This window comes from Streptomyces glaucescens (assembly GCF_000761215.1).
GTDB lineage: Bacteria > Actinomycetota > Actinomycetes > Streptomycetales > Streptomycetaceae > Streptomyces > Streptomyces glaucescens_B.
Genome location: NZ_CP009438.1, coordinates 4,983,990 through 5,008,166 on the forward strand (window position 1 = coordinate 4,983,990; position 24,177 = coordinate 5,008,166).

The following is a 24,177-nucleotide window of genomic DNA, read 5'->3' on the forward strand; positions in this document are numbered from 1 at the left end:
CCGTACGGCCGTGCGGGTGCCGTAGACGGGCCGGGGCGCCATGCCGCCCCGGCCCGTCGCCGTGCCCGCCGGGCCAGGCGTCAGGCCGGCCCCAGGGCCCGCTTGAGGAAGTCCACCTGGAGCAGCAGCAGGTTCTCGGCGACCTGCTCCTGCGGCGTCATGTGGGTGACGCCGGACAGGGGCAGGACCTCGTGCGGGCGGCCGGCGGCGAGGAGGGCCGAGGACAGGCGCAGGGCGTGGGCGAAGACCACGTTGTCGTCGGCCGTGCCGTGCACGATCATCAGCGGCCGGTGCTGCGCGGCGGGGGCGGACAGGCCCTCGTCGGTCACCAGGGAGCTGTGCGCGTACGCCTGCGGCGCGGCGGCCGGGTCGCCCAGGTAGCGCTCGGTGTAGTGGGTGTCGTAGAGGCGCCAGTCCGTCACCGGTGCCCCCGCGATGCCGGCGTGGAAGACGTCCGGGCGGCGCAGCACCGCCAGTCCCGCGAGCCAGCCGCCGTAGGACCAGCCACGGATGGCCACACGGCTCAAATCGAGCGGGTGATTCCGAGCCAAATCCTGCAGTGCCTCGATCTGGTCGTCGAGGGAGACCGTGAAGTCCTGGTGGATGGCCTTCTCCCAGGCGGGCGAGCGGCCCGGGGTGCCCCGCCCGTCCGCGACCACCACGGCGAAGCCCTGGTCGGCGAACCACTGCGAGGTCAGATGGGCGTTGTGGGCGGCGACGACCCGCGGGCCGTGGGGGCCGCCGTAGGGGTCGAGGAGCACCGGCAGGGGCGTGTCACCGGGGTAGTCCCGTGGCATAAGCACGGCGCACGGAATTCGTCGTGCGCCCCCCTCGGTGAGGGTCACGCGCGGGGACATACCGGGGTCTTCGGCATACGACGGGACGACCGCCGTCTGCTTTCCGCCGCGCAGCACCCGCACCACCTGCCCCGGCCGCTCCAGCGTCGCCGACACCAGGACGGTCACCTCGCCGGACCGCACCGCCGAGTGCACCCCGGGCTCCTCCGACAGGCGCTCGACGCCCAGCTCGCCGACCCGGTAGACATGCACCTCACCGATCTCCGGCCGTTCCGCTTCCGCGCCGGCGGAGGCCGCGACCAGCACGTCGTCGGACGTGACGTCGAGCACCGCACGGACGTGCAACTGCGCCCCGGTCAGCGGCCGTTCGCCCACCGCCAGCACGCGCGCGCCGCCCTCGTCGGCGATCCGCACCAACTGCCCGGAGGGCGACCAGCACGGCACTCCGGGGAAAAGATCCAGCCAAATCGGATCTTCGTCGGCGTGCACCATCCGGGTCGCCCCGGTGTCCGCGTCCACCGCCAGGTAGAGCTGGCTGCGCTGGTCCCGCGCCTGCACCAGGAGCAGCGGCGCACCCGCCGCTGACCAGTGCACACGCGCCAGGTAGGGGTAGCGGGCCCGGTCCCAGACGACCTCCGTGCGGACCCCGGCGAGATCGACGACGAACAGCCGGACATCCGCGTTGGCCGTCCCGGATGCCGGATACGGCACGTGTTGTGGGTCACGTTTCGGCTGCGCCGGATCGGAGATCCACCATCGCTCCACCGGCGTGTCGTCCACCCGCGCCACCAGCAGCCGGTCCGACTCCGGCGCCCACCAGAAACCGCGCGAACGCCCCATCTCCTCGGCCGCGATGAACTCGGCCAGCCCGTAGGAGACCCCGTCCGATTCCGGTTCCGCCAGCACCCGGTCGTCCCCGCCCTCGGCGCCGACCACCCGCAGCGCACCCCCCGCCACATAGGCCACGAGCCGGCCGTCGGGGGAGGGCCGCGGGTCGATCACCGGCCCGGGGACGGGGAGTTCACGCGCCGTACCGGCCCGCAGCTCGGCCGCGAAAAGCCGCCCTGACAAGGCGAAAGACGCCAGCTCCACGGCCGGGTCGGTGGCGTACCCGACGACGCCGGCCCCGCCCTCCCGGCTGCGCTCGCGACGCGCCCGCTCCTCCGGCGGGAGGTCCTCCGCGGCACCGCCGAGCAGCACACCCGGGTCGGCGGCCACCCGCTCGGTGCCGTCCGCCAGGTCGAGCACCCACAGCGCGTTCGCCCGGTCGGTGCCGGACCGCGAGCGCAGGAACACGACACGCGACGCGTCGGGCGCCACGCTGAACGAGCGCGGCGCGCCGAGCGTGAACCGCTGGGTCCGCGCGTGCCGTCGGGGGAAGGAATCAGGCTCGGTCGTCATGCCCCGACCATATTGGCCATGCGCCCCCTTGTGCGGCTGTGCGCCGAACGATGCGCGCGTACGGATAGTTATGATCACTAGCGCTGCGTGGGTATGAACCTGCCGGCTGCTGTATGGCTTTACGCGTTCCCCCCTGCTCTGCTCCCATGTCCCCGGGTTCTTGGAGGTGAGCCGCCGTGGCACTCTCGATTTCGGCGGTGGTGCTGCTGGCGATCATCGTCTTCCTGCTCATCAAGAAGTCAGGACTGAAGGCCGGGCATGCGGTGATCTGCATGCTGCTCGGCTTCTACCTCGCCTCCTCGACGGTCGCCCCGACGATCAGCGAGGTGACGTCGAACATCGCGGGCATGATCGGCAGCATCAAGTTCTGACGCCTTTAGGGTGGGTCCCATGACGGACCTGCCCTCCCGGCGTCTGCTGCTGGTGCACGCGCACCCGGACGACGAGTCGATCAACAACGGCGCCACCATGGCCCGGTACGCGGCCGAGGGTGCCCAGGTGACCCTGGTCACCTGCACCCTCGGCGAGCGCGGCGAGGTCATCCCGCCCGCGCTCGCGCACCTCACCGGCGCCGCCCTCGGCGCGCACCGCCTGCGCGAGCTGACCGCCGCCATGGCCGAGCTCGGCGTCACCGACTTCCGCCGGCTCGGCGGCGACGGCCGCTACGCCGACTCCGGGATGATGGGCCTGCCCGACAACGACGACCCGGCCTGCTTCTGGCAGGCGGACGTCGACGAGGCCGCCGGACACCTCCTCCGGGTGATCCAGGAGGTCCGCCCCCAGGTCCTCGTCACCTACGACCCCGACGGCGGCTACGGCCACCCCGACCACATCCAGGCCCACCGCGTCGCCATGCGCGCCGTCGAACTGGCCGCCGACGCCGGGTGCGCCCCCGCCAAGGTCTACTGGAACCGCGTCCCGCGCACCGCCGGCGAGGACGCCTTCGCCCGGCTGCGCCGCGAACTGCCCCGGCTGCCCTTCCGCGAGGCCGCCGCCCTCGCCGACGTACCCGGCGTGGTCGACGACGAGCGGATCACCGCCGAGATCGACGGCGGCGACGCGTACACCGCCGCCAAGGCCGCCGCGATGGCCGCGCACGCCACCCAGATCGAGGTCCACGGCGACTTCTTCGCGCTGTCCAATGAACTGGCCCAGCCGGTCTTCCGTACCGAGTACTACGAGTTGGTACGCGGCGAGCGAGGCGAGACGGGGGTCCTCCCGGCCGGCGGCGGGGACCGGGCGTCCGGGCGGGAGACCGACCTGTTCGCCGGGATCGCCGGGATCGCCGAGGAGGCGTCATGACGCAGCGTGGCTCCCTGCTGGCCCAGCCCCTGACCCGCCCCTCCCCGGGACGGATCGCCGCCTTCCTGGGGCTCTTCCTGCTCGGCGCGCTGGTCGGCGGCGCCGGCGCCCTGGTGCAGGCCGCCTGGTTCCCGGGCGGGCTGCTGCTCGCCCTCGCGGGCGCGGCCGGGCTGTTCCTCGGCGGGGCCCGGGCGACCGGCGGCCGGGGCGGGGCGATCGCCCCCGCGACGGGCTGGATGATCGCCGTCGTCCTGCTCACCGCCAGCCGCCCCGAGGGGGACTTCGTCTTCGCCGCGGACATCGGCTCGTACCTGTTCCTGCTCGGCGGTATGGCGGTGGCTGTGATCTGCGCCACCCTCGGCCTGGCGCGGCAACCCGGGAGCCCGGCCGTCCGACTTGGCAAGTGACGTACCACTTCGCCGTCACGCGCACGTGCGAGTCCCGTGTGGGTTTCCCCAGTGGTCATGGGATAAGCGCCGGAAGCGGACAGTATGGTTGTGCGCGCCGCCGAGCCGCCCGAACAAAGTGAGGTCGTACGCGGGCGGCGGAGCCAACCGGGAGAACCTGCCTTGAGTCGTGAAACTGACAGTCCGTCCTCCGGGCCCCACGGGCGCGGCGGAGCCGCATACCCCTCGGGCACGCCGCCGTACGGTACCCCCACGGTTTCCGGCGACGGCGCGGAAGCGGGCCGTCCGGCCGCTCGGCCGGACGAACGCAAGACCGAGACCACGCTGACCACCCGGATCCGGATCAACATCCCCGGATCGCGCCCCATCCCGCCGGTCGTCGTGCGCAAGCCCGTCGGGGACGGCGAGCCGGGTGACGCCCCCGAAGCCGAGGCTCCGGCTCCGGGCGCCGCCACCACCACGGGCACCGTCGAGCCCCCCGCGCCCGCCGAACCGGCGCCGCAGGCCGAGGAGAAGACCAGCGACTGGTTCGCCCCCCGCAAGTCCGGTGCGCCCAAGGGCGGTCCGGGCGGCGAGGCGGCCAACGGGGCGGGCACGCCCGGTGGTTCCGCTCCCGCGGCACCGCCCGCGGCCGCGGCCGGCGGCCCGCGGCCCGCGCTCGGGCCCGGCCGGCCCGGCGGCGGCCCCGGCTCCGCGGACAAGCCCGGCGGCAACCGCCCCGGCGCCACCGGCTCCGGGCTGCCCGGCGCCACCGGCGGCCCCGTGGCGCCCGGCCACGGCGGTGGCACCGGCTCCTTCGACGTCACCGAGGCGCTCGCGGCGGGCCCGCTGGGCAACGGCACCCGCCCGGCCCCCGGCGCGCCGCGGCGCGACGACCGGCCGCCGTCCCCGCAGACGCGCCGGCCGGGCCAGGGCGGTTACGCGGGTCCCGGCGGCCCCGCAGGACCGGGCGGCCCCGCCGGGCCGACCGGCGGCCCCGTCACCGGTGACGGCCCCCTGGCCCCGCCTCCCGCCGGCGCCCCGGGGAGCCAGGCGACGGCACCCCGCACCGCACCCGGCGTTCCCGGCATGGCGGGTACCGGTGGCGGCCTCAGCGACGACACCGCCATCCTGACCCCGCAGAAGCAGGTCCCCGAGCCCCCGGCCGGCACCGACTTCCGCCCCCCGGCGCACGACAACGTCTCCGGGCACACCGTCACCAGCGGCATCCCGGTCGTCCCCGGCCCCGAACGCGACGCCGGGTTCCCGCCGGCCGGCCCCGGCACCGCCGCCACGCCCCCGGCGCCGCCCGCACCGGGCGGCCAGAGCACCCCGGCCGCCGCGCCCCGCAAGAAGAAGGGCCGCAGCAAGCTGGTCCTGCTCGGCGGCGGCGTGATCGCCCTGGCCGGTGTCGCCTACGGCGCCGGGCTGCTCATGAACCACTCCGACGTGCCCAAGGGCACCACCGTGCTCGGCGTGGACATCGGCGGCGGCACCCGCGACGAGGCCGTGAAGAAGCTGGACGACGCGCTGGGCGAGCGGATCGACAACCCGCTCAAGCTCACCGTCGACGGCGACACCGTCACCCTCAAGCCCGACCAGGCGGGCCTCGCGTTCGACGCCCAGGCCACCGTCCGCGAGGCCGCGACCAACGACTACAACCCGGTCTCCGTGATCGGCTCGCTCTTCGGCGAGCAGCGGGTCGTCGAGCCCGTCATGCCGGTCGACGAGGAGAAGCTGCACTCGGCCCTGGAGACCGCGGCGGGCGGCGCGGGCACCGCGACCGACGGCACGATCCGCTTCGAGTCCGGCAAGGCCGTCCCCGTCTACGGCAAGCCGGGCAAGGGCATCGACGCCGACCGGGCCGGCGAGGCCGTCGCCGAGGCGTACCGCGCCCAGGTGGAGACCGGCACCGCGACGGCGGTCGCGCTGCCGACCACCACCAGGCAGCCCACGGTCTCCGACGCCGAGGTCGACCGGATGATGAAGGAGTTCGCGGAGCCCGCGATGTCCGGCATCGTCACGGTGCAGACGGACGCGGCGCACTCGGTCCCGCTGAGCCCGGAGAACTCCCTCTGGAAGTTCCTCCGCGTCAAGGCCGTCAACGGCAAGCTGGTCGACAGCCCGGACCTGAACGCCCTCAAGCAGCTCTACGGCAGCACCTTCGACGGCGTCCTCATCACCCGCGGCACCGGCGAGAAGACCCCGGTGACCCCCGAGGACGTCTACGGCGCCCTCCGCACGGCCCTGGTGAGCAAGACGAACAGGACAGCGGTCATCGAAACGAGCTGACACCGAGCGAGGGGCCCCCGGAGGAGAACCGGGGGCCTTCTCGCCACCGGCACCCGCGACGACCGGGACACCCCGGCGGCGGACCGCTGGTCCGGCACCGCCGGTCCGGCACCGCTGGTCCGGCACCACCAGGGAGTGTCCGCGGAGTCCCGTCCGCCCCGCGACGCCTGGCACGCTCCCGCGAGCGGTGCCGGCGGGGGCCGCCCTCATGACGCCGCGTGGCCCGTCCCGCGCGCGGACGACGCGACTTCGCGGATCCCGCTAGTTGAGCATCGCCCGGGCGGCCCGGGCCTCCCCCCGCAGCCGCTCGCCCGCCGCCTGGTCCACCTCGGCCACGACCTCCGCGTACGCCTCCAGCTCCTGCGCCCCGGCGGCGAACTCCCCGCGCTGCACCAGCAGCCGGGCCCGCTCGTACCGCAGCCGGGCCGGACGGGAGGGCAGCAGCAGCGACAGCTCCACCGCCCACAGGGAGACGTCCGACCGCTCCGGCCGGGCGGCGGCCCACGCCCGGATGTTGTTCAGGATCCGCAGCACGACCTCGCCCGGCGCCGCGGGCGTCAGCACGGACGGGTCGAGCGGCACCCCCGTGGCGCCGACCACGAGCAGCTCCGCATCCATCCCGCTCAGCACCCGCCCCCCGTCGAACGGATCAGCGAGCACCCGTTCCCCGGTCGTGCCGAACCCCACGACGAAGTGCCCGGGCAGCGCGACGCCGTACACCGGTGCCCCGGCCCGCCGAGCCACCTCCATCCACACCACGGACAGCAGGATCGGCAGGCCGCGGCGCCGCCGCAGCACCTCGTGCAGCAGGGAGGACTCCAGCCGCCGGTAGTCCCCGGCGGTGCCCCGGAACCCGAGCCGTTCGCCCAGCAGGTCCCGGGTCGCCTCGGCCCACGCGAGCGGCCCGGCGGGCCGGTGGGGCAGCAGCCCGGCCAGCCGGTCCAGCTCCATCTGGGCGGCGTCGATGCCCGCCTCGTCCAGCGAGGCGTCCCCGGCGGCCGCCAGCAGCAGGCAGAGCAGGGACAGGTCGGGCCGCTCGGAGCGGGCCTCCTCGGCGAACCGCAGCCGCAGCTCGGCGGCCCGCCCGGGCGGCGGGGGGAACGGGGGACGCATCACGGCCGCACCCCTCAGCCCAGCCCGGCGGGGGAGCCGCCGCGGTCGTGCGTCGCTCCCGGCTCCCGGTAGTGGTGGTACGCGTGGTGGGCGGCGAAGCCCAATTCCCCGTACAGCGCCCGTGCCGCCGCGTTGTCCGTCTCGACCTGGAGCCAGCCGGCCGAGGCGCCCTCCTCCAGGGCCCGCCCGGCGAGCGCGGCCATCACCGCCGTGGCCAGCCCTCGCCGCCGCAGCGCCGGATCGACCTCCACGGCGGCGAACCCGGCCCACCGCCCGTCGACCACGCACCGCCCGATGGCGGCGGGCGGCGCCCCCGCCTCCTCGCCGGGCACGGTCGCGAACCACACGGACGGCCCGCCGTGCAGCACCCGCAGTGCCACCTCGCCCAGCCCCTTGCGCCGGTACCGGGCGAGCCACGCCTCGTCGGCCTCCCGGGACAGCCGTACCCGCACGGGCGTCTCCCGGTCCGCGACGGGGGCCAGGGCGCCGGTCCACAGCTCGGCGGTCACCTCCCGCACCCAGCCGCGCCCGGCCAGCTGCGCGCACAGCAGCTCCTGGGTGCCCTCGCCGCCGGTGGTGGCCTGGACGTACGCGGGCAGGCCGCGCTCGCCGTACCAGCGGCGTACGACGGCCAGGGCGTCGTCGAGCGGCAGTCCGGGGTCGCCCAGCGCCAGCACCGAGTTGGCCCGCCGCGTGAACCCGCCCGCGGCCCGCAGCTCCCAGTCGCCCAGCCGTTCGCTCACCACGGGCCGCCACGCCCGGGCGGAGATCCGCGTGAGTTCCGGACAGGAGGCGGCGGGACCGCGGCGGCGCGCCGGGGCGGCCGGCACCACCTTGCCCGCGACCAGCGAGGTCTCCGGAATGCGGACGAGTTCACCGTCCCGCCGTGTGATCAGGAGCACACCGTCGTCCCAGGATGCGAGAACACCGACCGTGTCGGTGAATTTCTTTTGCGTCCCTGTGCTGCCGCTAGGGTGGCTCAAGCGCCGCACGGAGACGCGTTTGCCCACGTCAGCAGTGGTGATTCGGACCTCAAGGCGCCCTGCCGCGGAGATTTCCACAGGTCGGTTCACCCCTCCTGTTCGGATCTTGCCCAAGAACGGAGATACTAGGGGCGGGCATCGACGACGCCGCGCTCCCGCGCGCCAGGCGGCGGAGCCTGAGGAGGCCCGCCAGCGCCCTATCGAGGAGGAACGACAGCGTGACCTACGTCATCGCGCAGCCTTGTGTCGACGTCAAGGACAAGGCGTGCATCGAGGAGTGCCCGGTCGACTGCATCTACGAGGGCCAGCGGTCCTTGTACATCCACCCGGACGAATGCGTCGACTGCGGTGCCTGTGAGCCGGTCTGCCCGGTCGAGGCGATCTTCTACGAGGACGACGTGCCGGAGGAGTGGAAGGACTACTACAAGGCGAACGTCGAGTTCTTCGACGAGCTGGGCTCGCCCGGCGGTGCCAGCAAGCTCGGCCTGATCGAGCGCGACCACCCGTTCGTCGCCGGTCTGCCGCCGCAGGGCGAGTAACACCGCGCCGGCGGCCCGCCATCCGCGCCGCCTCGGTCCCGTACGGCCTGATCGCCTCAGATCGCCGTGCGGGACCGAGGCGTTTGCCGTACGAAGAGAGTGAGCGAGAAACCGTGTCCGCAGTCTCCGACCGCCTCCCGACCTTCCCCTGGGACAAGCTCGCGCCGTACAAGAAGACGGCCGCCTCCCACCCGGACGGCATCGTGGACCTGTCCGTGGGCACGCCCGTCGACCCGGTGCCCGAGCTGATCCAGAAGGCGCTGGTCGCCGCGGCCGACTCGCCGGGCTACCCCACGGTGTGGGGCACGCCGGAGCTGCGGGACGCGATCACCGGCTGGCTGGAGCGCCGCCTGGGCGCCCGCGGCGTCACCCACCACCACGTGCTGCCGGTCGTCGGCTCCAAGGAGCTCGTCGCCTGGCTCCCCACCCAGCTGGGCCTCGGCCCCGGCGACCGGGTCGCCCACCCGCGCCTCGCCTACCCCACCTACGAGGTCGGTGCCCGGCTGGCGCGCGCCGCGTACGAGGTCTACGACGACCCGGCCGAGCTGGACCCGGCCGGCCTGAAGCTGCTCTGGCTGAACTCGCCGTCCAACCCGACCGGCAAGGTCCTCACCAAGGACGAGCTGACCCGGATCGTGGCCTGGGCCCGCGAGCACGGCGTGCTGCTCTTCTCCGACGAGTGCTACATCGAGCTGGGCTGGGAGGCCGACCCCGTCTCGGTGCTGCACCCGGACGTCAACGGCGGCTCCTACGACGGCATCGTCGCGGTGCACTCCCTCTCCAAGCGGTCCAACCTCGCCGGCTACCGGGCCGCCTTCCTGGCCGGTGACCCGGCCGTGCTGGGCCCGCTGCTGGAGATCCGCAAGCACGGCGGGATGATGACCTCCGCGCCCACCCAGGCGGCCGTCGTGGCGGCGCTGGGCGACGACGAGCACGTGCGTGTGCAGCGCGAGCGGTACGCCGCCCGCCGCACCGCCCTGCGCGAGGCCCTGCTCGGCCACGGGTTCCGCATCGAGCACAGCGAGGCCAGCCTCTACCTGTGGGCGACCCGCGACGAGTCCTGCTGGGACACCGTGGCGCACCTCGCCGGACGCGGCGTCCTCGTCGCGCCGGGCGACTTCTACGGCCCGGCGGGGGACCGGTTCGTCCGGGTGGCGCTGACGGCCACGGACGAGCGGGTGCGGGCGGCCGTGGAGCGGCTGGCGCGGTAGCCGCCGGGCGGCGGTACGGGACACGGCGAAGGGGTCCGGGGAGCACGTCCCCGGACCCCTTTCCCACGGCGCGTCAGCCGATGTGGAGGCCCTTGGTGGGCAGCTGCTGGGTGGGCAGACCGCCCTTGGTCAGCGAACCGGTGGACAGCCCGCCCTTGCCGGCGGCCTGGGTGGCGTCGCCGACGAGGCCGCCGGCGGAACCGGCCACGTCCCCGGCGGCCTTCTGCGCGACCGGCGTCACCTTCTTGGCCGCCTTGCCGGTGGTCTTGCCGGACTGCTTGACGGTCTTGCTGCCGGTCTCGCCCGCCAGCTCGGTGACGTTCTGGGCGGTGCTGTCGACGGTGCCGCCGACGTTCGCGCCGTCCAGCGCGGTCATCCCGCCGAGGTTCTGGGCGGCGGGCAGTCCGGGCGCCGCGGAGGCGGCACCGGCCGCGCCGACCACGGAGGCCGCTCCCGCTGCGGTGAGCAGCGCGGCACGGGCGATCCGGCGGGTCAGGGGGAGGGACATGATGCTCCTTCGACGGGAAGAGACGTAACGAGGACGTGCGCCGTGACTACCGCTCGACCCCCCGCCGAGGTTGCGGACCCGAAACGCAAAGAGTTGGCAATGCGTCGCATTATCGGCTGTGGATAAAAAGGGACAAAGGGCTGTCGGCCCGGAAGCCCGCCGAATCCTTACAGCCCTTTGTTCCCAACGGTTCCCGGGAACGCCCGGGCGACCACGCGAAAACCTGCGCACACCGTCACCCGCACCGGGCCGGCTTCCACCCCTGCGGGTGACCGTCCGCACTACTGCGCAGTGACGATCCGTACCGCGCCGACGCCCTCGCCGCCCTTGGCGTCCGCCGCCGCGTCCGTCGTGCGCCAGCGGCCCTCCGTGGTGCCGGCCACCCACTCGCGGCCCGCGTACGAGACCCGCTCGATGTGCAGCGCGGACGCGTTGGCCACCGCCCAGTGGGCCAGCTGCCAGCCCCGCTCGCGCGCGGCCCGCCCGTCCCCGGCGCCCGGCTGCCGGGCCACCGGGACCGTCACGGTCCGCCCGTCCGCCCCGGCGCCGGCCGCCGGCCGCGGCGACGCCCCCGCACCGACCTCGGCGCCGGCCGCCTCCATCGCGTCCCGCCCGAAGTCGCGCACCAGCGCCGAGCGCACCCCGTCCGGGCCGGAGACCCGGGTCGCGTCCGGGCGCCCCTCGCACGTCAGGGTGGCTCCCGCGCGGCCGGTGAGGGCGGCGGCGAGCAGCGTGGCGTCCGGCTCGTGCTTGGCGTACGCCTGCGGGAAGCCGCTGCGCTGCACCCGCTGGGCGGCCACGGTGAGCGGCAGCCGGGTGTAACCGGGCACCTCGACCAGGTGGTCGTAGAACATGCCCGCCGAGTAGATCGGGTCCATGATCTGCTTCTCGGTGCCCCAGCCCTGCGAAGGGCGCTGCTGGAACAGGCCGAGCGAGTCGCGGTCGCCGTGGTCGATGTTGCGCAGCGCCGACTCCTGCAGCGCGGTCGCCAGCGCGATCGTCACCGCCCGCTCGGGCAGCCCGCGCGCGGTGCCGACGGCGGTGATCGTCGCCGCGTTCACCGCCTGCTCCGGGGAGAACTCGTACGTCGCCCCGTCGCCCTTGCCCGACACCACCGTGCAGCCCGGACCGCCGGCCCCGCCGGTGACGTACTGCACCGCGAGGTACCCCGCGACCGCGAGCAGGACCACGAGGGCCGCTCCGCTACGCAGGAGACGGCCGTGACGCTTGGGAGAAGGGGACGGCTCTGGCACGCGTACAAGGTACTGGGTCCCGCGACCCCAGGACCGGGTGGGCACCGTGCCCGGAGCGCGGCGGCGTTAGGGTCGACGGCATGGCCGATACTCCGCTCGATCTCACGCTGGACGCCGCGCGGCTGACCGCGCAGCTCGTCGACTTCCCCTCGGTGAGCGGCGGTGAGAAGCCGCTCGCGGACGCCGTCGAGACCGCCCTGCGCGCCCTCCCGCACCTCACCGTCGACCGCTTCGGCAACAACGTCGTGGCGCGCACGAACCTGGGCCGGCCGGAGCGCGTGATCCTCGCCGGGCACATCGACACCGTCCCGATCGCGGAGAACGTGCCGTCCCGCCTCGACGAGGACGGCGTGCTGTGGGGCTGCGGCACCTGCGACATGAAGTCGGGCGTGGCCGTCCAGCTGCGGATCGCGGCCACGGTCCCCGCCCCCAACCGCGACCTGACCTTCGTCTTCTACGACAACGAGGAGGTCGCCGCCGACCTCAACGGCCTCAAGCACGTCTGCGAGGCCCACCCCGACTGGCTGGAGGGCGACTTCGCGGTGCTCCTCGAGCCGTCCGACGGCCAGGTCGAGGGCGGCTGCCAGGGCACCCTGCGGATGCTGCTGAGGACCACGGGCGAGCGGGCCCACTCCGCGCGCGGCTGGATGGGCTCCAACGCCATCCACGCGGCCGCCCCCATCCTCCAGCGCCTGGCCGCGTACGAGCCCCGGTGGCCGGTGATCGACGGACTCGAGTACCGGGAGGGGCTGAACGCGGTCTTCGTCTCGGGCGGCGTCGCCGGGAACGTGATCCCCGACGAGTGCGTGGTGACCGTGAACTTCCGCTACGCGCCCGACCGTACGCCCGAGGAGGCGATCGCCCATGTGCGCGAGGTGTTCGCCGACTGCGGGGTGACGGAGTTCGTGGTCGACGACCACAGCCCCGGCGCGCTGCCCGGTCTGTCCCACCCGGCCGCCGCGGCCTTCATCGAGGCGGTGGGCGGCACCCCGATGCCCAAGTACGGCTGGACGGACGTCTCCCGCTTCTCCGCGCTCGGCGTCCCGGCGGTCAACTACGGACCCGGCAACCCGCACCTGGCACACAAGCGGGACGAGCGGGTAGAGACAACGAAGATCCTCGCGGCGGAGGAGCGGCTGCGTTCCTGGCTGACGGCCTGAGCACGCCCCGCGCCCCGTGGGCCGGGCGCTTCCTGGCGGACACGCGTGCGTCCCCCCTCCGTAACCCGCGTAGATCTACGCTGAGACCGAAAGACGTGGCAAGCGGAGGGAGCGCACATGGCTACCGGCAACCCTGAGGGCAGCAAGCAGCCGCCCGAGGAGCAGCGCCTGGGACCGGTCCTCCGGAGGCGGGATCAGGTGCAGGCGAGCACCACCGACCAGCGGCTGCTGGACGAGCGCGCTCCCTCCGACTGGGTGCACACCGATCCCTGGCGGGTGCTGCGCATCCAGTCGGAGTTCATCGAGGGCTTCGGCACCCTGGCCGAACTGCCGCCCGCGATCAGCGTGTTCGGCTCGGCCCGGACACCGGCGGACTCACCGGAGTACGAGGCGGGGGTGCGGCTCGGACGGGGCCTGGTGGAGGCCGGGTTCGCCGTCATCACCGGCGGCGGGCCGGGCGCGATGGAGGCCGCCAACAAGGGCGCCTGCGAGGCGGGCGGGACCTCCGTCGGCCTCGGCATCGAGCTGCCCTTCGAGCAGGGGCTCAACCCGTACGTCGACATCGGCCTGAACTTCCGCTACTTCTTCGTGCGGAAGATGATGTTCGTGAAGTACGCGCAGGGGTTCGTGGTGCTGCCCGGCGGCCTCGGCACCCTCGACGAACTCTTCGAGGCGCTGACCCTCGTCCAGACCCAGAAGGTCACCCAGTTCCCCATCGTGCTGTTCGGCACGGAGTACTGGGGCGGGCTGGTCGACTGGCTGAAGAACACGCTCATCGCCCAGGGCAAGGCCGCCGAGAAGGACCTCACCCTCTTCCACCTCACCGACGACGTGGACGAAGCGGTCGCCCTCGTCTCGAAGGAGGCGGGCCGCTAGGTGTGCTGTTCGGACAGGTTGGTGACGCGGCTGGCTGGTGGGTGGCCGTCGATGCCGGTGTGGGGTCGGTGGTAGTTGTACCAGTCCAGCCAGTCGGGAAACGCTGCCTGCCGTTCGGCATCTGAGGTGTAGGGCCGCTGGTAGGCCCATTCGTCGAGCAGGGTGCGGTGGAAGCGTTCGACCTTGCTGTTGGTCTGCGGCCGCCAGGGCCTGGTCCAGCGCGGGCTGATGCCCAGCTCGTGGCAGGTCTGGCGCCAGGTGTTCTTGGTGTAGGCCCAGGCGTTGTCGGTCAGGACCCGCTCGACGGTGACGCCGCGTGCGGCGAACCAGGCCACGGCTCGGGTGAGGAAGCCCGCGCAGGTAGCGGCGGTTTCGTCGGGCAGGTCTTCGGTGTAGGCGAGGCGGGAGTGGTCGTCCAGGGCGGTGTGCAGGTAGGCGTATCCCGCGCCGTTGCGGCGGTCCTGGTTGGCCCGGCCGGCTGCCCGGCCGAGGACTTTGTGGCCGCCGCCGTCGGGGATGCGGCCGAGCTTCTTGACGTCGATGTGGACCAGTTCCCCGGGCCGTGAGCGTTCGTAGCGGCGCACGGGTTCGCCGGTGGCCCGGTCCAGCGTGGCCAGGGCGGGCAGGTGGTGCCGGACGAGGATGCGGTGAGCGGTGGAAGCGGCGATGTGGCAGCGGGCGGCCAGCCGCACGGGCCCGATCCGGTGCTCGCGCCGCAGCCGCAGGACCTGCTGCTCGACGGTGGCAGGCGTCCGGCGGGGGCTGTAGTGGGGGCGGCTGGAGCGGTCCTGCATGCCGGCCGCGCCCAGCTGCCGGTAGCGGCCGGCCCAGCGTGCGGCGGTGGTGTGGCTGACCTGGAAGCGTTCTGCGGCCCGCCGCAGCGGCCAGCCGTCGTCGACGACACACCGGGCCAGACGCAGCCTGCCGGTCGGCGTCAGCGGGGCGTTACGGTGGGACACGAGGGCCTCCTGGACGTCGGTGCAGACTTCGCAATCCACACCGAAACCAGAAGGCCCTCACCCGTTCAAGCACCCAGCACGCGTGTCACCAACGTCCCGGGACAGCACAGCTAGGGCCTGTCGTTCGGATCATCCCGGCGTCGCGGGGTCCGGCACGCACATCTGCCGCGTTGTCGTCACTCGCCGAAGCTCCGCTTCGGCTCCCTCCTCCGCCTTGCAGCTGCACGTACCGGACCCCGCTCGGGTCGGCCGGAAGGCGCCGCACTCCACAGCCGGCCTGATCCGAACGACAGGCCCAGGGCCCGCTCGTGACCGGTGCACCCGGGCAGCGTCCCCTGGGGACACTCACGGGCACGGCCTCGCCGGTGAGGCGGACCGGCGGGCGGCGCGAGGCGCCGGGAGTCCGGCACCGCCGGCGGGGACACCGCCCCGCCTTCCGCCGCCCCGCCTCCCGCCGCCCGGCCCGGTGTCAGGCCAGGCCGCGGCGGGCCACCGCCGGCGGGCGGTGCCCGGCGATCGAGGCGACCATGTCGAGCACCTGACGGGTCTCGGCGACCTCGTGGACGCGGTACACCTGCGCGCCCAGCCACGCGGACACCGCGGTCGTCGCGAGCGTGCCGATCACCCGCTCCTTCACCGGCCGGTCCAGCGTCTCCCCGACGAAGTCCTTGTTGGACAGCGACACCAGCACCGGCCACCCGGTCTCCACCATCTCGCCGAGCCGCCGGGTCGCCTCCAGGCTGTGCCGTGTGTTCTTCCCGAAGTCGTGCCCCGGGTCGATCAGCACCGACTCCCTCGGCACGCCCAGCGCCACCGCACGCTCGGCCAGCCCCACGGTCACCCGCAGGATGTCGGCCATGACGTCGTCGTACGCCACCCGGTGCGGCCGGGTCCGCGGCCGCGCGCCACCCGCGTGGGTGCACACCAGGCCCACCCCGTGGCGCGCCGCGACCTGCGCCAGGCGCGGGTCCACCCCGCCCCACGCGTCGTTCAGCAGATCCGCGCCCGCCTCGCAGACGGCCTCGCCGACCTCGGCCCGCCAGGTGTCCACGCTGATCACCACGTCCGGGAAGCGCCGCCGCACCTCGGCCACGAAGCCGACCGTGCGCCGCGCCTCCTCCTCGGCCGTGACCTCCTCGCCCGGACCGGCCTTGACCCCGCCGATGTCGATGATCGCGGCGCCCTCGGCGACCGCCTGCTCCACCCGGGCGAGGGCCGGCTCGTCGCGGAACGTCGCCCCCTGGTCGTAGAAGGAGTCCGGGGTCCGGTTGACGATCGCCATGATCACCGGCTCGTGCGGGTCGAATTGCCGCCTGCCCAGCCTGAGCATCCCCTGTGACCTCTCCCTGTACGTCGTACGGCCGGCCGGTCCGTCGGCCGCCTGCGACCTTAACTGTCAGACTCGCATGGCACGATCGGACCCTGACACGTCCGACTCGATTCTTCCGACTCGACCGACCCGACCGTGGGGGCCCAGCGATGGTGATGTTCTTGTTCCTGGTCGTCGCGCTCGCCGTCGTGGTCGCCGCGGTGACCCTCGCCGTGGTGGGCGGCGGCGAACAGGCCCCGCTGCCCGAGGCGGCGCCCGACCGGCTGTACGACCCGCTGCCGCCGGACCGCCCGGTCACCCGCGCGGACATCGACGCCCTGCGCTTCCCGCTCGCCGCCCGCGGCTACCGGATGAGCGACGTCGACGACGCCCTGAACCGCCTCGCCGCCGAACTCGCCGAGCGCGACGCCCGGATCGCCGACCTGGAGTCCGCCCTGACCGGCGCGCGCACGGCCGCCGCGGGCCGCGTCCGCGTGGAGAAGACCGACCAGCCGGGGGAGGAGGGCGACCAGTGAGCGACGCAACGACCCCGGTGACCGGCACCGACGCCCCCGGGACCGGACCGGACGCCCCCGTGGCCGGCCAGGACGCCCCCGCGACCGGCCAGGGCGCTCCCCAGGCGGCCCCGGACCGCGGCCCGCTGCCCGGCCCGGACGGCGCCCCGCGCTGCCCCTGGGCGCTCTCCGCACCCGACTACCTCGCCTACCACGACCAGGAGTGGGGCCGCCCCGTCCACGGCGACGACGCGCTCTTCGAACGGCTCTGCCTGGAGGCCTTCCAGTCCGGTCTGTCCTGGATCACCATCCTGCGCCGCCGCCCGGGCTTCCGCACCGCCTTCGCCGGCTTCCGGATCGCCGAGGTCGCCCGCTTCACCGACGCCGACCGCGAACGCCTGCTCGCCGACCCCGGCATCATCCGCAACCGCGCCAAGATCGACGCCACGCTCGCCAACGCGCGCGTCCTGGCCGGCTGGGCGCCCGGCGAGCTGGACGAGCTGATCTGGTCCTACGCCCCCGACCCGGCCGGCCGCCCGGTCCCGAAGGTCCTCGCCGACGTCCCGGCGATCACCCCGGAGTCCACGGCCCTGTCGAAGGCGCTGAAGAAGCGCGGCCTGCGTTTCGTCGGCCCCACGACGGCGTACGCGCTGATGCAGGCGTGCGGCCTGGTCGACGATCACCTGGCAGCCTGCGCCGCCAGGAGAGCCTCCTAGCCAGGGCGCGCGCCCGGCCGCACGCCGGACGCGCCGTCACCCGCCGCGCCGCGCCCGCCGGGGGCTCACCGGCCCAGGTACCTGGGCTTCTCCTTGTTCACGAACGCCCGCACCGCGATCGCGTGGTCCTCGGAGGCCCCGGCCCGCCCCTGGAGCTCGTCCTCCTTCTCCAGCGCCTCGTCGAAGGTGTGGGTGAGCGCGTACGCCATGGACTCCTTCAGCGCCGCGTACGCCACCGTCGGTCCCTCGGCCAGCTCGCGGGCCACCTTCTCCGCCTCGGCGCGCAGCTCGGCGGCCGGCACCACCCGGTTGGCGATGCCCAGCTCGTACGCCTCCTGCGCCTTCACGCTGCGCGGAAAGAACAGCAGGTCGGCGGCGCGGCCGGGGCCCACGACCCGCGGCAGGGTCCAGGAGATCCCGGAGTCCGCGGTGAGCGCGACCCCGGCGAAGGAGGTGTTGAACGAAGCGGTGTCCGCCACCACCCGGTAGTCGGCGGCGAGCGCGAACCCGAAGCCGGCCCCGGCCGCGACCCCGTTCACACCCGCGACCACGGGCTTGCGCATGCCGACCAGTGCGCGCGCGATCGGGTTGTAGTGCTCCCGTACGGTGCTCATGGTCTGTCCCTCGCCGGCCTCCCGGTCGGCGGCCAGCAGCCCGATGTGCTCCTTGAGGTCCTGGCCCACGCAGAACGCCCGCTCCCCGGCGGCGGTCAGCAGCACCGCGCGGACGGCGTCGTCGGCCGCCGCGGACTGCACCGCCTCCCGGAGCGCGACCTTGGTCGCGATGTTCAGCGCGTTCATCGCCTCCGGGCGGTTCAGCGTGATCGTCGCGAGCCCGTCGGTCACCTCGTAGAGCACGGTGTCGGCCATGGCGTTTCCCCTCCGGTACGGGTGCTGTGTCCGGGTCCTGTGTCGGGCCCCGCGTACGAAGGACAGCATGGCGGAGATCGCCGGGGACGTCCGTGTGACCTGCGTCAAAGAAAACGGGACGGATTTCGCTCGGTGCGGCGACGTGCGGTCGCGCAGTATCGCAGTCACATCGCCGAATTGAGTGGTTTTGCTCGCGCGCGTTGCCCAAGCGATGCCAACCGATGTTGGTCATCAGGTCGTGCGATGCGGGATAATGGCCTGGAAGCAATGTGTTCGATGCCGGTGTCGCGCGTCCCGCTCACGGACCGCGTGCCCCCCAGTGGGCCGTCGGCTTTGACGATGAGCTGGTTTCAGGAAGGGGAACGAGCATGGCGGCCATGAAGCCGCGAACGGGTGACGGCCCGCTCGAGGTGACCAAGGAGGGGCGGGGCATCGTCATGCGCGTTCCGCTCGAAGGCGGCGGTCGGCTCGTCGTCGAGCTGACCCCGGACGAGGCCGACGCGCTCGGCGACGCCCTCAAGAAGGTCGTGGGCTGACGCGCGCAAGCGACCATACCCTTTCGGCCGCCCCGGCACCCACCCGGTGCCGGGGCGGCTCCGTGTCCGGGCCCCGGCACGCGGCCGGCCTCGGCGTGCGCCGGTCCGGAGGCGCCGGCGTGCTGTCCTCTGGCGGTCACGGGCGTGCGGAGTCCTGTCCTCGGCGCTACGGACGCCCGGCCTGCCGTCGTCCGGTGTCACGGGCGTGCGGCGTGCCGCCCTCCGGCCTCACGGGCGCCCGGCGTCCGGGCGTTTGACGGCGCACAGGAGCCCGTCCCCCACCGGCAGCAGCGACGGCACCAGCTCCTGGCTCTCGCGCACCGCGCGCAGCAGCTCGCGCAGCCGCACCACCTCGGTCGGCTGCGGCCCCGAGTCCACCGTGCGGCCGTGGGCGAAGACGCCCTCGAAGACCACCAGGCCGCCCGGCCGCAGCAGACGCAACGATTCGTCGAGGTAGTCCAGCACCTCCAGCCGGTCGCCGTCGCAGAAGACCAGGTCGTAGCCGGAGTCCGCCAGCCGGGGCAGCACCTCCAGCGCCCGGCCCGGGATGAACCGGGCCCGGTTGCTGGCGAACCCGGAGGCGCGGAACGCCTGCCGGGCGAACTGCTGGTGCTCCGGCTCGGTGTCGACGGTGGTCAGCACGCCGTCGGGGCGCATGCCGTGCAGCAGGTGGATCCCGGAGACGCCGGTGCCGGTGCCGATCTCCGCGACCGCCTTGGCGTCCACGGAGGCGGCCAGCATCCGCAGCGCGGCGCCCGTACCGGGCGCCACCGGGCGCAGCCCTGCCTCACGTGCCCGCTCGCGGGCCCAGTGCAGCGCTTCGTCCTCGGCGACATAGGCGTCGGCGAACGCCCAGCTCGTCTGCCGGTTGGCGGTAATGACCCTCTCCTGTCCCCACGGTTGCCTCGGCGTGACTGTATCCGTTGGCGTCGGGAACCCGCAGATGGGACCGGGCGTTTAGAGGGGTGGGAGACGACAGCGGGGGACACGGTTGGATCACGACGACGAGCGGGACACCGAGCAAGTGCTGACGCAGCCGTATGAGCCGTGGCAGCCCAGCTCAAATTCTCGTAAAACCGCTTATCCGGAGCTAACGGACGAGGTGGCTATGGTAGGGGCTCCACTGGACACCACCAGAGCCGACAGGGGAGGTGCGGCCGCACCTGTGGACCGGGGAGGAGTGCTCCGGCGCTTCCTCGGGTCGGCGGGCAGGCCGAAATCCGTGAACGACACCGCTGACCACAGCCACGCCGACGGGTACGCCCAGACCGCGACCTTCTCCACCGACGCGGACGGGCAGGCGTGGACTCCGCCCACCTGGGAGGAGATCGTCAGCACGCACAGCGGCCGCGTCTACCGGCTGGCGTACCGCCTCACCGGCAACCAGCACGACGCCGAGGACCTGACCCAGGAAGTCTTCGTCCGGGTCTTCCGCTCCCTGTCGACGTACACCCCGGGGACCTTCGAGGGCTGGCTGCACCGCATCACCACCAACCTCTTCCTCGACATGGTCCGCCGCAAGCAGCGCATCCGCTTCGACGCCCTCGGCGACGACGCGGCCGAGCGCCTGCCCAGCCGCGAGCCCTCCCCGCAGCAGGTCCTCAACGACGCGCACTTCGACGCCGACGTCCAGCAGGCCCTCGACACCCTGGCGCCCGAGTTCCGCGCCGCGGTCGTGCTCTGCGACATCGAGGGACTCTCCTACGAGGAGATCGCCGCCACCCTCGGCGTGAAGCTCGGCACCGTCCGCTCCCGGATCCACCGCGGCCGCTCCCAGCTGCGCAAGGCGCTCGCCCACCGCTCGCCCGAGGCACGCGCCGAGCGCCGGTCCTTCCTCGCCCGTGTCCCCGCACTGGGAGGAGGGGGCGCGTCCGCGTGAGTGGATCACGGCCGAAACCTGCGGAGGGACACCTCGCAGAGCAGCACCTGGGAGACCGGCTCGCCGCCCTCGTCGACGGAGAGCTCGGTCATGACGCGCGTGAGCGCGTGCTGGCGCACGTGGCGACCTGCCCGAAGTGCAAGGCGGAGGTCGACGCGCAGCGCCGCCTGAAGAACGTGTTCGCCGAAGCGGCCCCGCCGCCGCCCTCCGAGAGCCTCCTGGCCCGGCTCCAGGGGCTGCCCGGCGGAAGCGGCCCGGACAGCGGCGACTCCCCGCCCGGGGGACCGCTGGGCGGCTTCGCGGGACGGCCCGGCGCCGGTGGCGTCTTCGGGCTGAGACGGGGCGGTGAGCGTTTCGCGTTCGACTACGTCCCGGCCCGCCCGCACGACCCCGTCCTGCCGGTCACCGCGCCGCGCGGCTTCCGCATCCACGACGTCGCCCGGTCCGACGGCGAACGGGCCTCGCGCGGGCGGCGGTTCGCGTTCGTCGCCGCCGGAGCGGTGTCCCTGGCCGCGATCGCACTGGGCGGTGTCACCACCGGAGTCCCCGGTGACCCCGAGGCACGGGGCGGCGCGGGCAGCAATGTGACGCCGCTGCGCTCACCGGGCGCGGGCACCACCACGGCGCCGGACGGCCAGCGGCGGCGCTCGGTGGGCCCCCTGCTGGCCCAAGGCGTCGGGGGACGGATGCTCGGCGAGGTCCCGGCGGCCCCGACGCAGCTGTCCGCACCCCTGCTGCCCGGGGTGACGGCCCCCGCCGCCGGACAGCAGCACGGCCTGGCGCATCCGCTCACCACACCCGTGCTGGCCGGCGCGGCCGCCATGTCCCCGTGGATACGCCCGCTGGGCGCCACCCCGCCGATCAGCCTGACCGCCTGGTCCCCGGCGCCCCAGACCGGCCCCCCCGGTCTGCTCGCCGCCTCGCCCGGCCCCGACCCGGGCACCGAGCACCCCGCTCGCTGACCGCTCCCTGCGGATCGGCTCGCGAACCTGGTTGAATCCCGGGGAGGACCGCACCCTCGGCCTTGGCCCGGGCGCGGAATCGACGAACCGCGGCCACCATCGACGAGCCGAGCCGCGCCCAGCTGTGGGGAGAGCATGAACGAGGGGAAGCCCGCGCAGAGCCCTTCGGGCCGGCCGGGGGACACGGCACGGCCCGAAGGCGACTTCCGACTGGAACACCCCGCACCACCCCGGCCGGCCGCTTCCCCCGAGGGAGCCCCGACCGACGGGGACTTCGAGCTGGGCGCTCCCGTGGGGGCGCGAGGGGATGACCCGGTGGCCGGGGCGGGCGCGGGGACGCAGGGTGGTCCGGCGGCCCCGACCGACGGCGACTTCGAGCTGGGCGCTCCCGCGGGGGCGCGAGGGGATGACCCGGTGGCCGGGGCGGGCGCGGGGACGCAGGGCGGTCCGGCGGCCCCGACCGACGGCGACTTCGAGCTGAGGCGTCCCGAGGAGCCGGCGGACGGCCGGGCCGGGACGGCGGGCCACGCTGCCACGACCGAGATCGCCTCCGGTTCCGGTGGCGGCGCCGGGGAGAGGCGCCTCGACGAGAACGCCGACGGCGAGACGGCCGGATCCGCCGAGTCCGCGGACGCCCCCGGACCGCCTTCCGGTGTGCAGCCGGGCTCCACCGTGCCCGAGGGCACCCTCGACGCCCCCGGTGCGACACCGGACCCGGCCGGGCCCGCCGCCGCTCCGAGCGCCCCCGCGCAGGCGCCGGACCCAGTGCAGCCCGTCGTCCCTCCGGCCCGCTCCGGCGAGACGACAGGGTCTGACGTTCCCTTGGGAGCTCCGGCGCCTTTCGCCGACGCGCCCGAGCCGCTCCCCGACCGGGCCCCCGCGCAGGCGCCGGACCCGGTGCCGCCCGTCGTCCCTTCCGCCCGCTTGGGCGAGGCTGCAGGATCCGACGCGGCGGGAGCGGACGTTCCCCTGGGAGCCCCGGCGCCCTTCGCCGACGCCCCCAAGCCGCTCCACGACCCCGATCCCTACAGCACCCCGCCCTACGGGGAACCGGGCCCCTGGGCGCCCGCGCCGCCCGTGCAGCACCCGGGGGTGACGCCCGCGCGCGGCACGGCGATACCCGCACCGCCGTCGCCCACCGCTGGCCCGTCGGCGCCCCACCCCCCTGCGGCAGCGCCCGTCCCGCCCGTGACCCAGCACGCCGCGGCACCGGCGGCCCCGCTCCCGGCCGACGCCGCGGCACCGTCCGGCGGCCACGTCCCGGCACCACCCCCACCCGCGCACCCCGGCACCCCGGCGGCCGTGACGGCTGCCGCGGGCACCGCCGGCGGGCCCGCGCCCGCGCCCTCCGCCGACCCCTGGCAGCGCTACGACCCCTGGGCCGCGCCGGCCGCCGGCGTCGCGCCGCTCCAGCAGAACGGCGCCGCCGTGCTCACCCGGGGGCAGCGCCGCAAGCGGGCCAGGAAGGCACTGGCCGGCGCGGCCGTGCTGCTGGCCCTGGTGTCCGGCGGCATCGGCGGCATCGTGGGCGCCTACCTGGAGCGCAACGGCGGCGTCGGGCAGGTGGAGCTGCCGCAGGCCGGCAAGGAGTCCGCGGACCGGGACCCGGACAGCGTCGCCGGGATCGCCGCCCGCGCCCTGCCCAGCGTGGTCACCCTGCATGTCGCCGGCAGCGACGAGTCCGGCACCGGCACCGGGTTCGTGCTCGACGGCCGGGGCCACATCCTCACCAACGACCACGTCGTCGAGCCCGCCGGTTCGGACGGCGAGATAACGGTCACCTTCAACAGCGGCGACACCGCGGAGGCGGAGGTCGTCGGCCGGGACAGCGGCTACGACCTCGCCGTCGTCCGGGTCCGCGGCGTCAGCGGGCTCCAGCCGCTACCGCTCGGCAACTCCGACAACGTCCGGGTCGGCGACCCCGTCGTGGCCATCGGCGCGCCCTTCGACCTGGCCGGCACGGTCACCTCGGGGATCATCTCCGCCAAGGAGCGGCCCATCACGGCCGGCGGTGAGAGCGGCGACGGCAGCGACGTGTCGTACGTCGACGCCCTGCAGACCGACGCGCCCATCAACCCGGGCAACTCCGGCGGCCCCCTGCTGGACGCCGAGGCCCGGGTGATCGGCATCAACTCCGCGATCCGGTCCGCCGGCGGCGGCGACCTGGACGGCGGCCAGGCCGGTTCCATCGGCCTCGGCTTCGCCATTCCGATCAACCAGGGCAAGCGGGTCGCCGAGGAGCTGATCAACACGGGCAGGGCGACCCACCCGGTGATCGGCGTCACCCTCGACATGAGCTACTCGGGCGACGGCGCGAGGGTCGGCACCAAGGGCAGCGACGGCGGCTCCGCCGTCACCCCGGGCGGCCCCGGCGACCGGGCCGGGATCGAGCCGGGCGACGTCATCACCGAGGTCGACGGCCAGCGGGTGCACTCGGGCCAGGAGCTGATCGTCAAGACCCGCGCCCACCGGCCGGGCGACCGCCTGGAGCTGACGGTCGTACGCGACGGCGGTGAGCGCACGATCTCCCTGGTGCTCGGCTCGTCGGAGGACTGACCCGGACGTCCCCCGGCTGTGACACCGGCCTCACAGCGCGGACGGGTCGCCTCCC

The 24,177-nt window shown here is 74.4% G+C and carries 23 protein-coding genes; 14 read left to right on the top strand and 9 right to left on the bottom strand.

Going from position 1 to position 24,177, the window contains the following annotated elements; translation table 11 throughout:
* Positions 1-80: 80 nt before the first annotated feature.
* Positions 81-2,198 (bottom strand): S9 family peptidase, encoded by a 2,118-nt coding sequence (locus SGLAU_RS21700; protein WP_043503862.1) that lies wholly within the window; start codon positions 2,196-2,198, stop codon positions 81-83.
* Positions 2,199-2,374: 176 nt separating this feature from the next.
* Between SGLAU_RS21700 and SGLAU_RS21705 the strand changes: the two genes are divergently transcribed.
* The 4 genes from SGLAU_RS21705 to SGLAU_RS21720 all read left to right on the top strand — a co-directional run bounded on the left by SGLAU_RS21705 (position 2,375) and on the right by SGLAU_RS21720 (position 6,178).
* Positions 2,375-2,569, top strand: coding sequence for a hypothetical protein (locus SGLAU_RS21705; RefSeq protein WP_043503865.1), 195 nt, complete (start codon positions 2,375-2,377; stop codon positions 2,567-2,569).
* A 19-nt stretch (positions 2,570-2,588) separates the two neighbouring features.
* The gene (mshB, locus tag SGLAU_RS21710) at positions 2,589-3,500 is read left to right on the top strand and encodes an N-acetyl-1-D-myo-inositol-2-amino-2-deoxy-alpha-D-glucopyranoside deacetylase (protein ID WP_043503866.1); all 912 of its coding nucleotides are present in this window, start codon (positions 2,589-2,591) and stop codon (positions 3,498-3,500) included.
* Positions 3,497-3,907 carry a DUF6113 family protein gene (locus tag SGLAU_RS21715; protein ID WP_043503869.1) on the top strand — a complete coding sequence of 137 codons (411 nt, stop codon included), beginning with the start codon at positions 3,497-3,499 and terminating at the stop codon, positions 3,905-3,907. The genes mshB and SGLAU_RS21715 overlap by 4 nt, the downstream gene beginning before the upstream one ends.
* A gap of 162 nt (positions 3,908-4,069) precedes the next feature.
* Positions 4,070-6,178 (top strand): hypothetical protein, encoded by a 2,109-nt coding sequence (locus SGLAU_RS21720; protein ID WP_043503870.1) that lies wholly within the window; start codon positions 4,070-4,072, stop codon positions 6,176-6,178.
* Between the two features lie 261 nt (positions 6,179-6,439).
* On the opposite strand, the gene SGLAU_RS21725 is transcribed toward SGLAU_RS21720, so the two are convergent.
* Both SGLAU_RS21725 and SGLAU_RS21730 read right to left on the bottom strand, forming a co-directional pair.
* Positions 6,440-7,291 carry a transglutaminase-like domain-containing protein gene (locus tag SGLAU_RS21725; protein ID WP_043503872.1) on the bottom strand — a complete coding sequence of 284 codons (852 nt, stop codon included), beginning with the start codon at positions 7,289-7,291 and terminating at the stop codon, positions 6,440-6,442.
* Between the two features lie 14 nt (positions 7,292-7,305).
* A complete protein-coding gene (locus SGLAU_RS21730; protein WP_078957827.1) occupies positions 7,306-8,352 on the bottom strand; it encodes a GNAT family N-acetyltransferase in 1,047 nt (348 codons plus the stop codon).
* A 140-nt stretch (positions 8,353-8,492) separates the two neighbouring features.
* Here SGLAU_RS21730 and fdxA point away from each other — a divergent pair, with 140 nt between their 5' ends.
* Positions 8,493-8,813 carry a ferredoxin gene (gene fdxA, locus SGLAU_RS21735; RefSeq protein WP_043503874.1) on the top strand — a complete coding sequence of 107 codons (321 nt, stop codon included), beginning with the start codon at positions 8,493-8,495 and terminating at the stop codon, positions 8,811-8,813.
* 113 nt (positions 8,814-8,926) lie between these two features.
* Positions 8,927-10,024, top strand: coding sequence for a bifunctional succinyldiaminopimelate transaminase/glutamate-prephenate aminotransferase (locus tag SGLAU_RS21740; RefSeq protein ID WP_043503875.1), 1,098 nt, complete (start codon positions 8,927-8,929; stop codon positions 10,022-10,024).
* A 73-nt stretch (positions 10,025-10,097) separates the two neighbouring features.
* Here SGLAU_RS21740 and SGLAU_RS21745 read toward each other — a convergent pair whose 3' ends face one another.
* Both SGLAU_RS21745 and SGLAU_RS21750 read right to left on the bottom strand, forming a co-directional pair.
* Positions 10,098-10,532: a hypothetical protein gene (locus SGLAU_RS21745; RefSeq protein ID WP_043503877.1), complete on the bottom strand. Its 435-nt coding sequence runs from the start codon at positions 10,530-10,532 to the stop codon at positions 10,098-10,100.
* Positions 10,533-10,813: 281 nt separating this feature from the next.
* A complete protein-coding gene (locus tag SGLAU_RS21750; protein ID WP_078957828.1) occupies positions 10,814-11,785 on the bottom strand; it encodes a heavy metal transporter in 972 nt (323 codons plus the stop codon).
* 80 nt (positions 11,786-11,865) lie between these two features.
* Here SGLAU_RS21750 and dapE point away from each other — a divergent pair, with 80 nt between their 5' ends.
* Together dapE and SGLAU_RS21760 are read left to right on the top strand one after the other, a co-directional pair.
* A complete protein-coding gene (gene dapE, locus SGLAU_RS21755) occupies positions 11,866-12,945 on the top strand; it encodes a succinyl-diaminopimelate desuccinylase (RefSeq protein ID WP_043503880.1) in 1,080 nt (359 codons plus the stop codon).
* A 117-nt stretch (positions 12,946-13,062) separates the two neighbouring features.
* A complete protein-coding gene (locus SGLAU_RS21760; RefSeq protein WP_043503882.1) occupies positions 13,063-13,821 on the top strand; it encodes a TIGR00730 family Rossman fold protein in 759 nt (252 codons plus the stop codon).
* On the opposite strand, the gene SGLAU_RS21765 is transcribed toward SGLAU_RS21760, so the two are convergent.
* The gene (locus tag SGLAU_RS21765) at positions 13,818-14,780 is read right to left on the bottom strand and encodes an IS481 family transposase (protein ID WP_043503883.1); all 963 of its coding nucleotides are present in this window, start codon (positions 14,778-14,780) and stop codon (positions 13,818-13,820) included. The two genes, SGLAU_RS21760 and SGLAU_RS21765, sit on opposite strands and share 4 nt — an antisense overlap.
* Before the next feature lie 469 nt (positions 14,781-15,249).
* Complete coding sequence (gene folP, locus SGLAU_RS21770) at positions 15,250-16,110, bottom strand: dihydropteroate synthase (protein ID WP_043503885.1); 861 nt, start codon at positions 16,108-16,110, stop codon at positions 15,250-15,252.
* A gap of 155 nt (positions 16,111-16,265) precedes the next feature.
* Between folP and SGLAU_RS21775 the strand changes: the two genes are divergently transcribed.
* Both SGLAU_RS21775 and SGLAU_RS21780 read left to right on the top strand, forming a co-directional pair.
* On the top strand, positions 16,266-16,625 hold the full coding sequence (locus SGLAU_RS21775; RefSeq protein ID WP_208869001.1) for a DivIVA domain-containing protein: 360 nt from the start codon (positions 16,266-16,268) through the stop codon (positions 16,623-16,625).
* A 125-nt stretch (positions 16,626-16,750) separates the two neighbouring features.
* Positions 16,751-17,320: a DNA-3-methyladenine glycosylase I gene (locus SGLAU_RS21780; RefSeq protein ID WP_043506889.1), complete on the top strand. Its 570-nt coding sequence runs from the start codon at positions 16,751-16,753 to the stop codon at positions 17,318-17,320.
* 65 nt (positions 17,321-17,385) lie between these two features.
* Here the strand turns inward: SGLAU_RS21780 and SGLAU_RS21785 are convergent, their stop codons facing one another.
* Positions 17,386-18,189 carry an enoyl-CoA hydratase/isomerase family protein gene (locus SGLAU_RS21785; RefSeq protein ID WP_043503888.1) on the bottom strand — a complete coding sequence of 268 codons (804 nt, stop codon included), beginning with the start codon at positions 18,187-18,189 and terminating at the stop codon, positions 17,386-17,388.
* A 368-nt stretch (positions 18,190-18,557) separates the two neighbouring features.
* Here SGLAU_RS21785 and SGLAU_RS34510 point away from each other — a divergent pair, with 368 nt between their 5' ends.
* Positions 18,558-18,725: a DUF3117 domain-containing protein gene (locus SGLAU_RS34510; protein ID WP_003966491.1), complete on the top strand. Its 168-nt coding sequence runs from the start codon at positions 18,558-18,560 to the stop codon at positions 18,723-18,725.
* A 228-nt stretch (positions 18,726-18,953) separates the two neighbouring features.
* Here the strand turns inward: SGLAU_RS34510 and SGLAU_RS21790 are convergent, their stop codons facing one another.
* Positions 18,954-19,670, bottom strand: a complete 717-nt coding sequence (locus SGLAU_RS21790) for an O-methyltransferase (RefSeq protein WP_078957830.1) — start codon at positions 19,668-19,670, stop codon at positions 18,954-18,956.
* Between the two features lie 235 nt (positions 19,671-19,905).
* Between SGLAU_RS21790 and sigE the strand changes: the two genes are divergently transcribed.
* The 3 genes from sigE (at position 19,906) to SGLAU_RS21805 (ending at position 24,122) form a co-directional block, all read left to right on the top strand.
* Positions 19,906-20,604 (top strand): RNA polymerase sigma factor SigE, encoded by a 699-nt coding sequence (gene sigE / locus SGLAU_RS21795; protein WP_043503891.1) that lies wholly within the window; start codon positions 19,906-19,908, stop codon positions 20,602-20,604.
* Positions 20,601-21,566: an anti-sigma factor family protein gene (locus tag SGLAU_RS21800; RefSeq protein WP_043503892.1), complete on the top strand. Its 966-nt coding sequence runs from the start codon at positions 20,601-20,603 to the stop codon at positions 21,564-21,566. Before sigE ends, SGLAU_RS21800 begins: the two co-directional genes overlap by 4 nt.
* A gap of 654 nt (positions 21,567-22,220) precedes the next feature.
* Positions 22,221-24,122, top strand: coding sequence for a S1C family serine protease (locus SGLAU_RS21805; protein ID WP_208869003.1), 1,902 nt, complete (start codon positions 22,221-22,223; stop codon positions 24,120-24,122).
* Positions 24,123-24,177: the final 55 nt, after the last annotated feature.

Coding starts and splice junctions, on each gene's coding strand:
- SGLAU_RS21700 (WP_043503862.1), bottom strand. CDS start 2,198: ATGACGACCGAGCCTGATTCCTTCCCCCGACGGCACGCGCGGACCCAG.
- mshB (WP_043503866.1), top strand. CDS start 2,589: ATGACGGACCTGCCCTCCCGGCGTCTGCTGCTGGTGCACGCGCACCCG.
- SGLAU_RS21745 (WP_043503877.1), bottom strand. CDS start 10,532: ATGTCCCTCCCCCTGACCCGCCGGATCGCCCGTGCCGCGCTGCTCACC.
- SGLAU_RS21760 (WP_043503882.1), top strand. CDS start 13,063: ATGGCTACCGGCAACCCTGAGGGCAGCAAGCAGCCGCCCGAGGAGCAG.
- folP (WP_043503885.1), bottom strand. CDS start 16,110: ATGCTCAGGCTGGGCAGGCGGCAATTCGACCCGCACGAGCCGGTGATC.
- SGLAU_RS21725 (WP_043503872.1), bottom strand. CDS start 7,291: ATGCGTCCCCCGTTCCCCCCGCCGCCCGGGCGGGCCGCCGAGCTGCGG.
- SGLAU_RS34510 (WP_003966491.1), top strand. CDS start 18,558: ATGGCGGCCATGAAGCCGCGAACGGGTGACGGCCCGCTCGAGGTGACC.
- SGLAU_RS21785 (WP_043503888.1), bottom strand. CDS start 18,189: ATGGCCGACACCGTGCTCTACGAGGTGACCGACGGGCTCGCGACGATC.
- SGLAU_RS21775 (WP_208869001.1), top strand. CDS start 16,266: ATGTTCTTGTTCCTGGTCGTCGCGCTCGCCGTCGTGGTCGCCGCGGTG.
- dapE (WP_043503880.1), top strand. CDS start 11,866: ATGGCCGATACTCCGCTCGATCTCACGCTGGACGCCGCGCGGCTGACC.
- SGLAU_RS21715 (WP_043503869.1), top strand. CDS start 3,497: ATGACGCAGCGTGGCTCCCTGCTGGCCCAGCCCCTGACCCGCCCCTCC.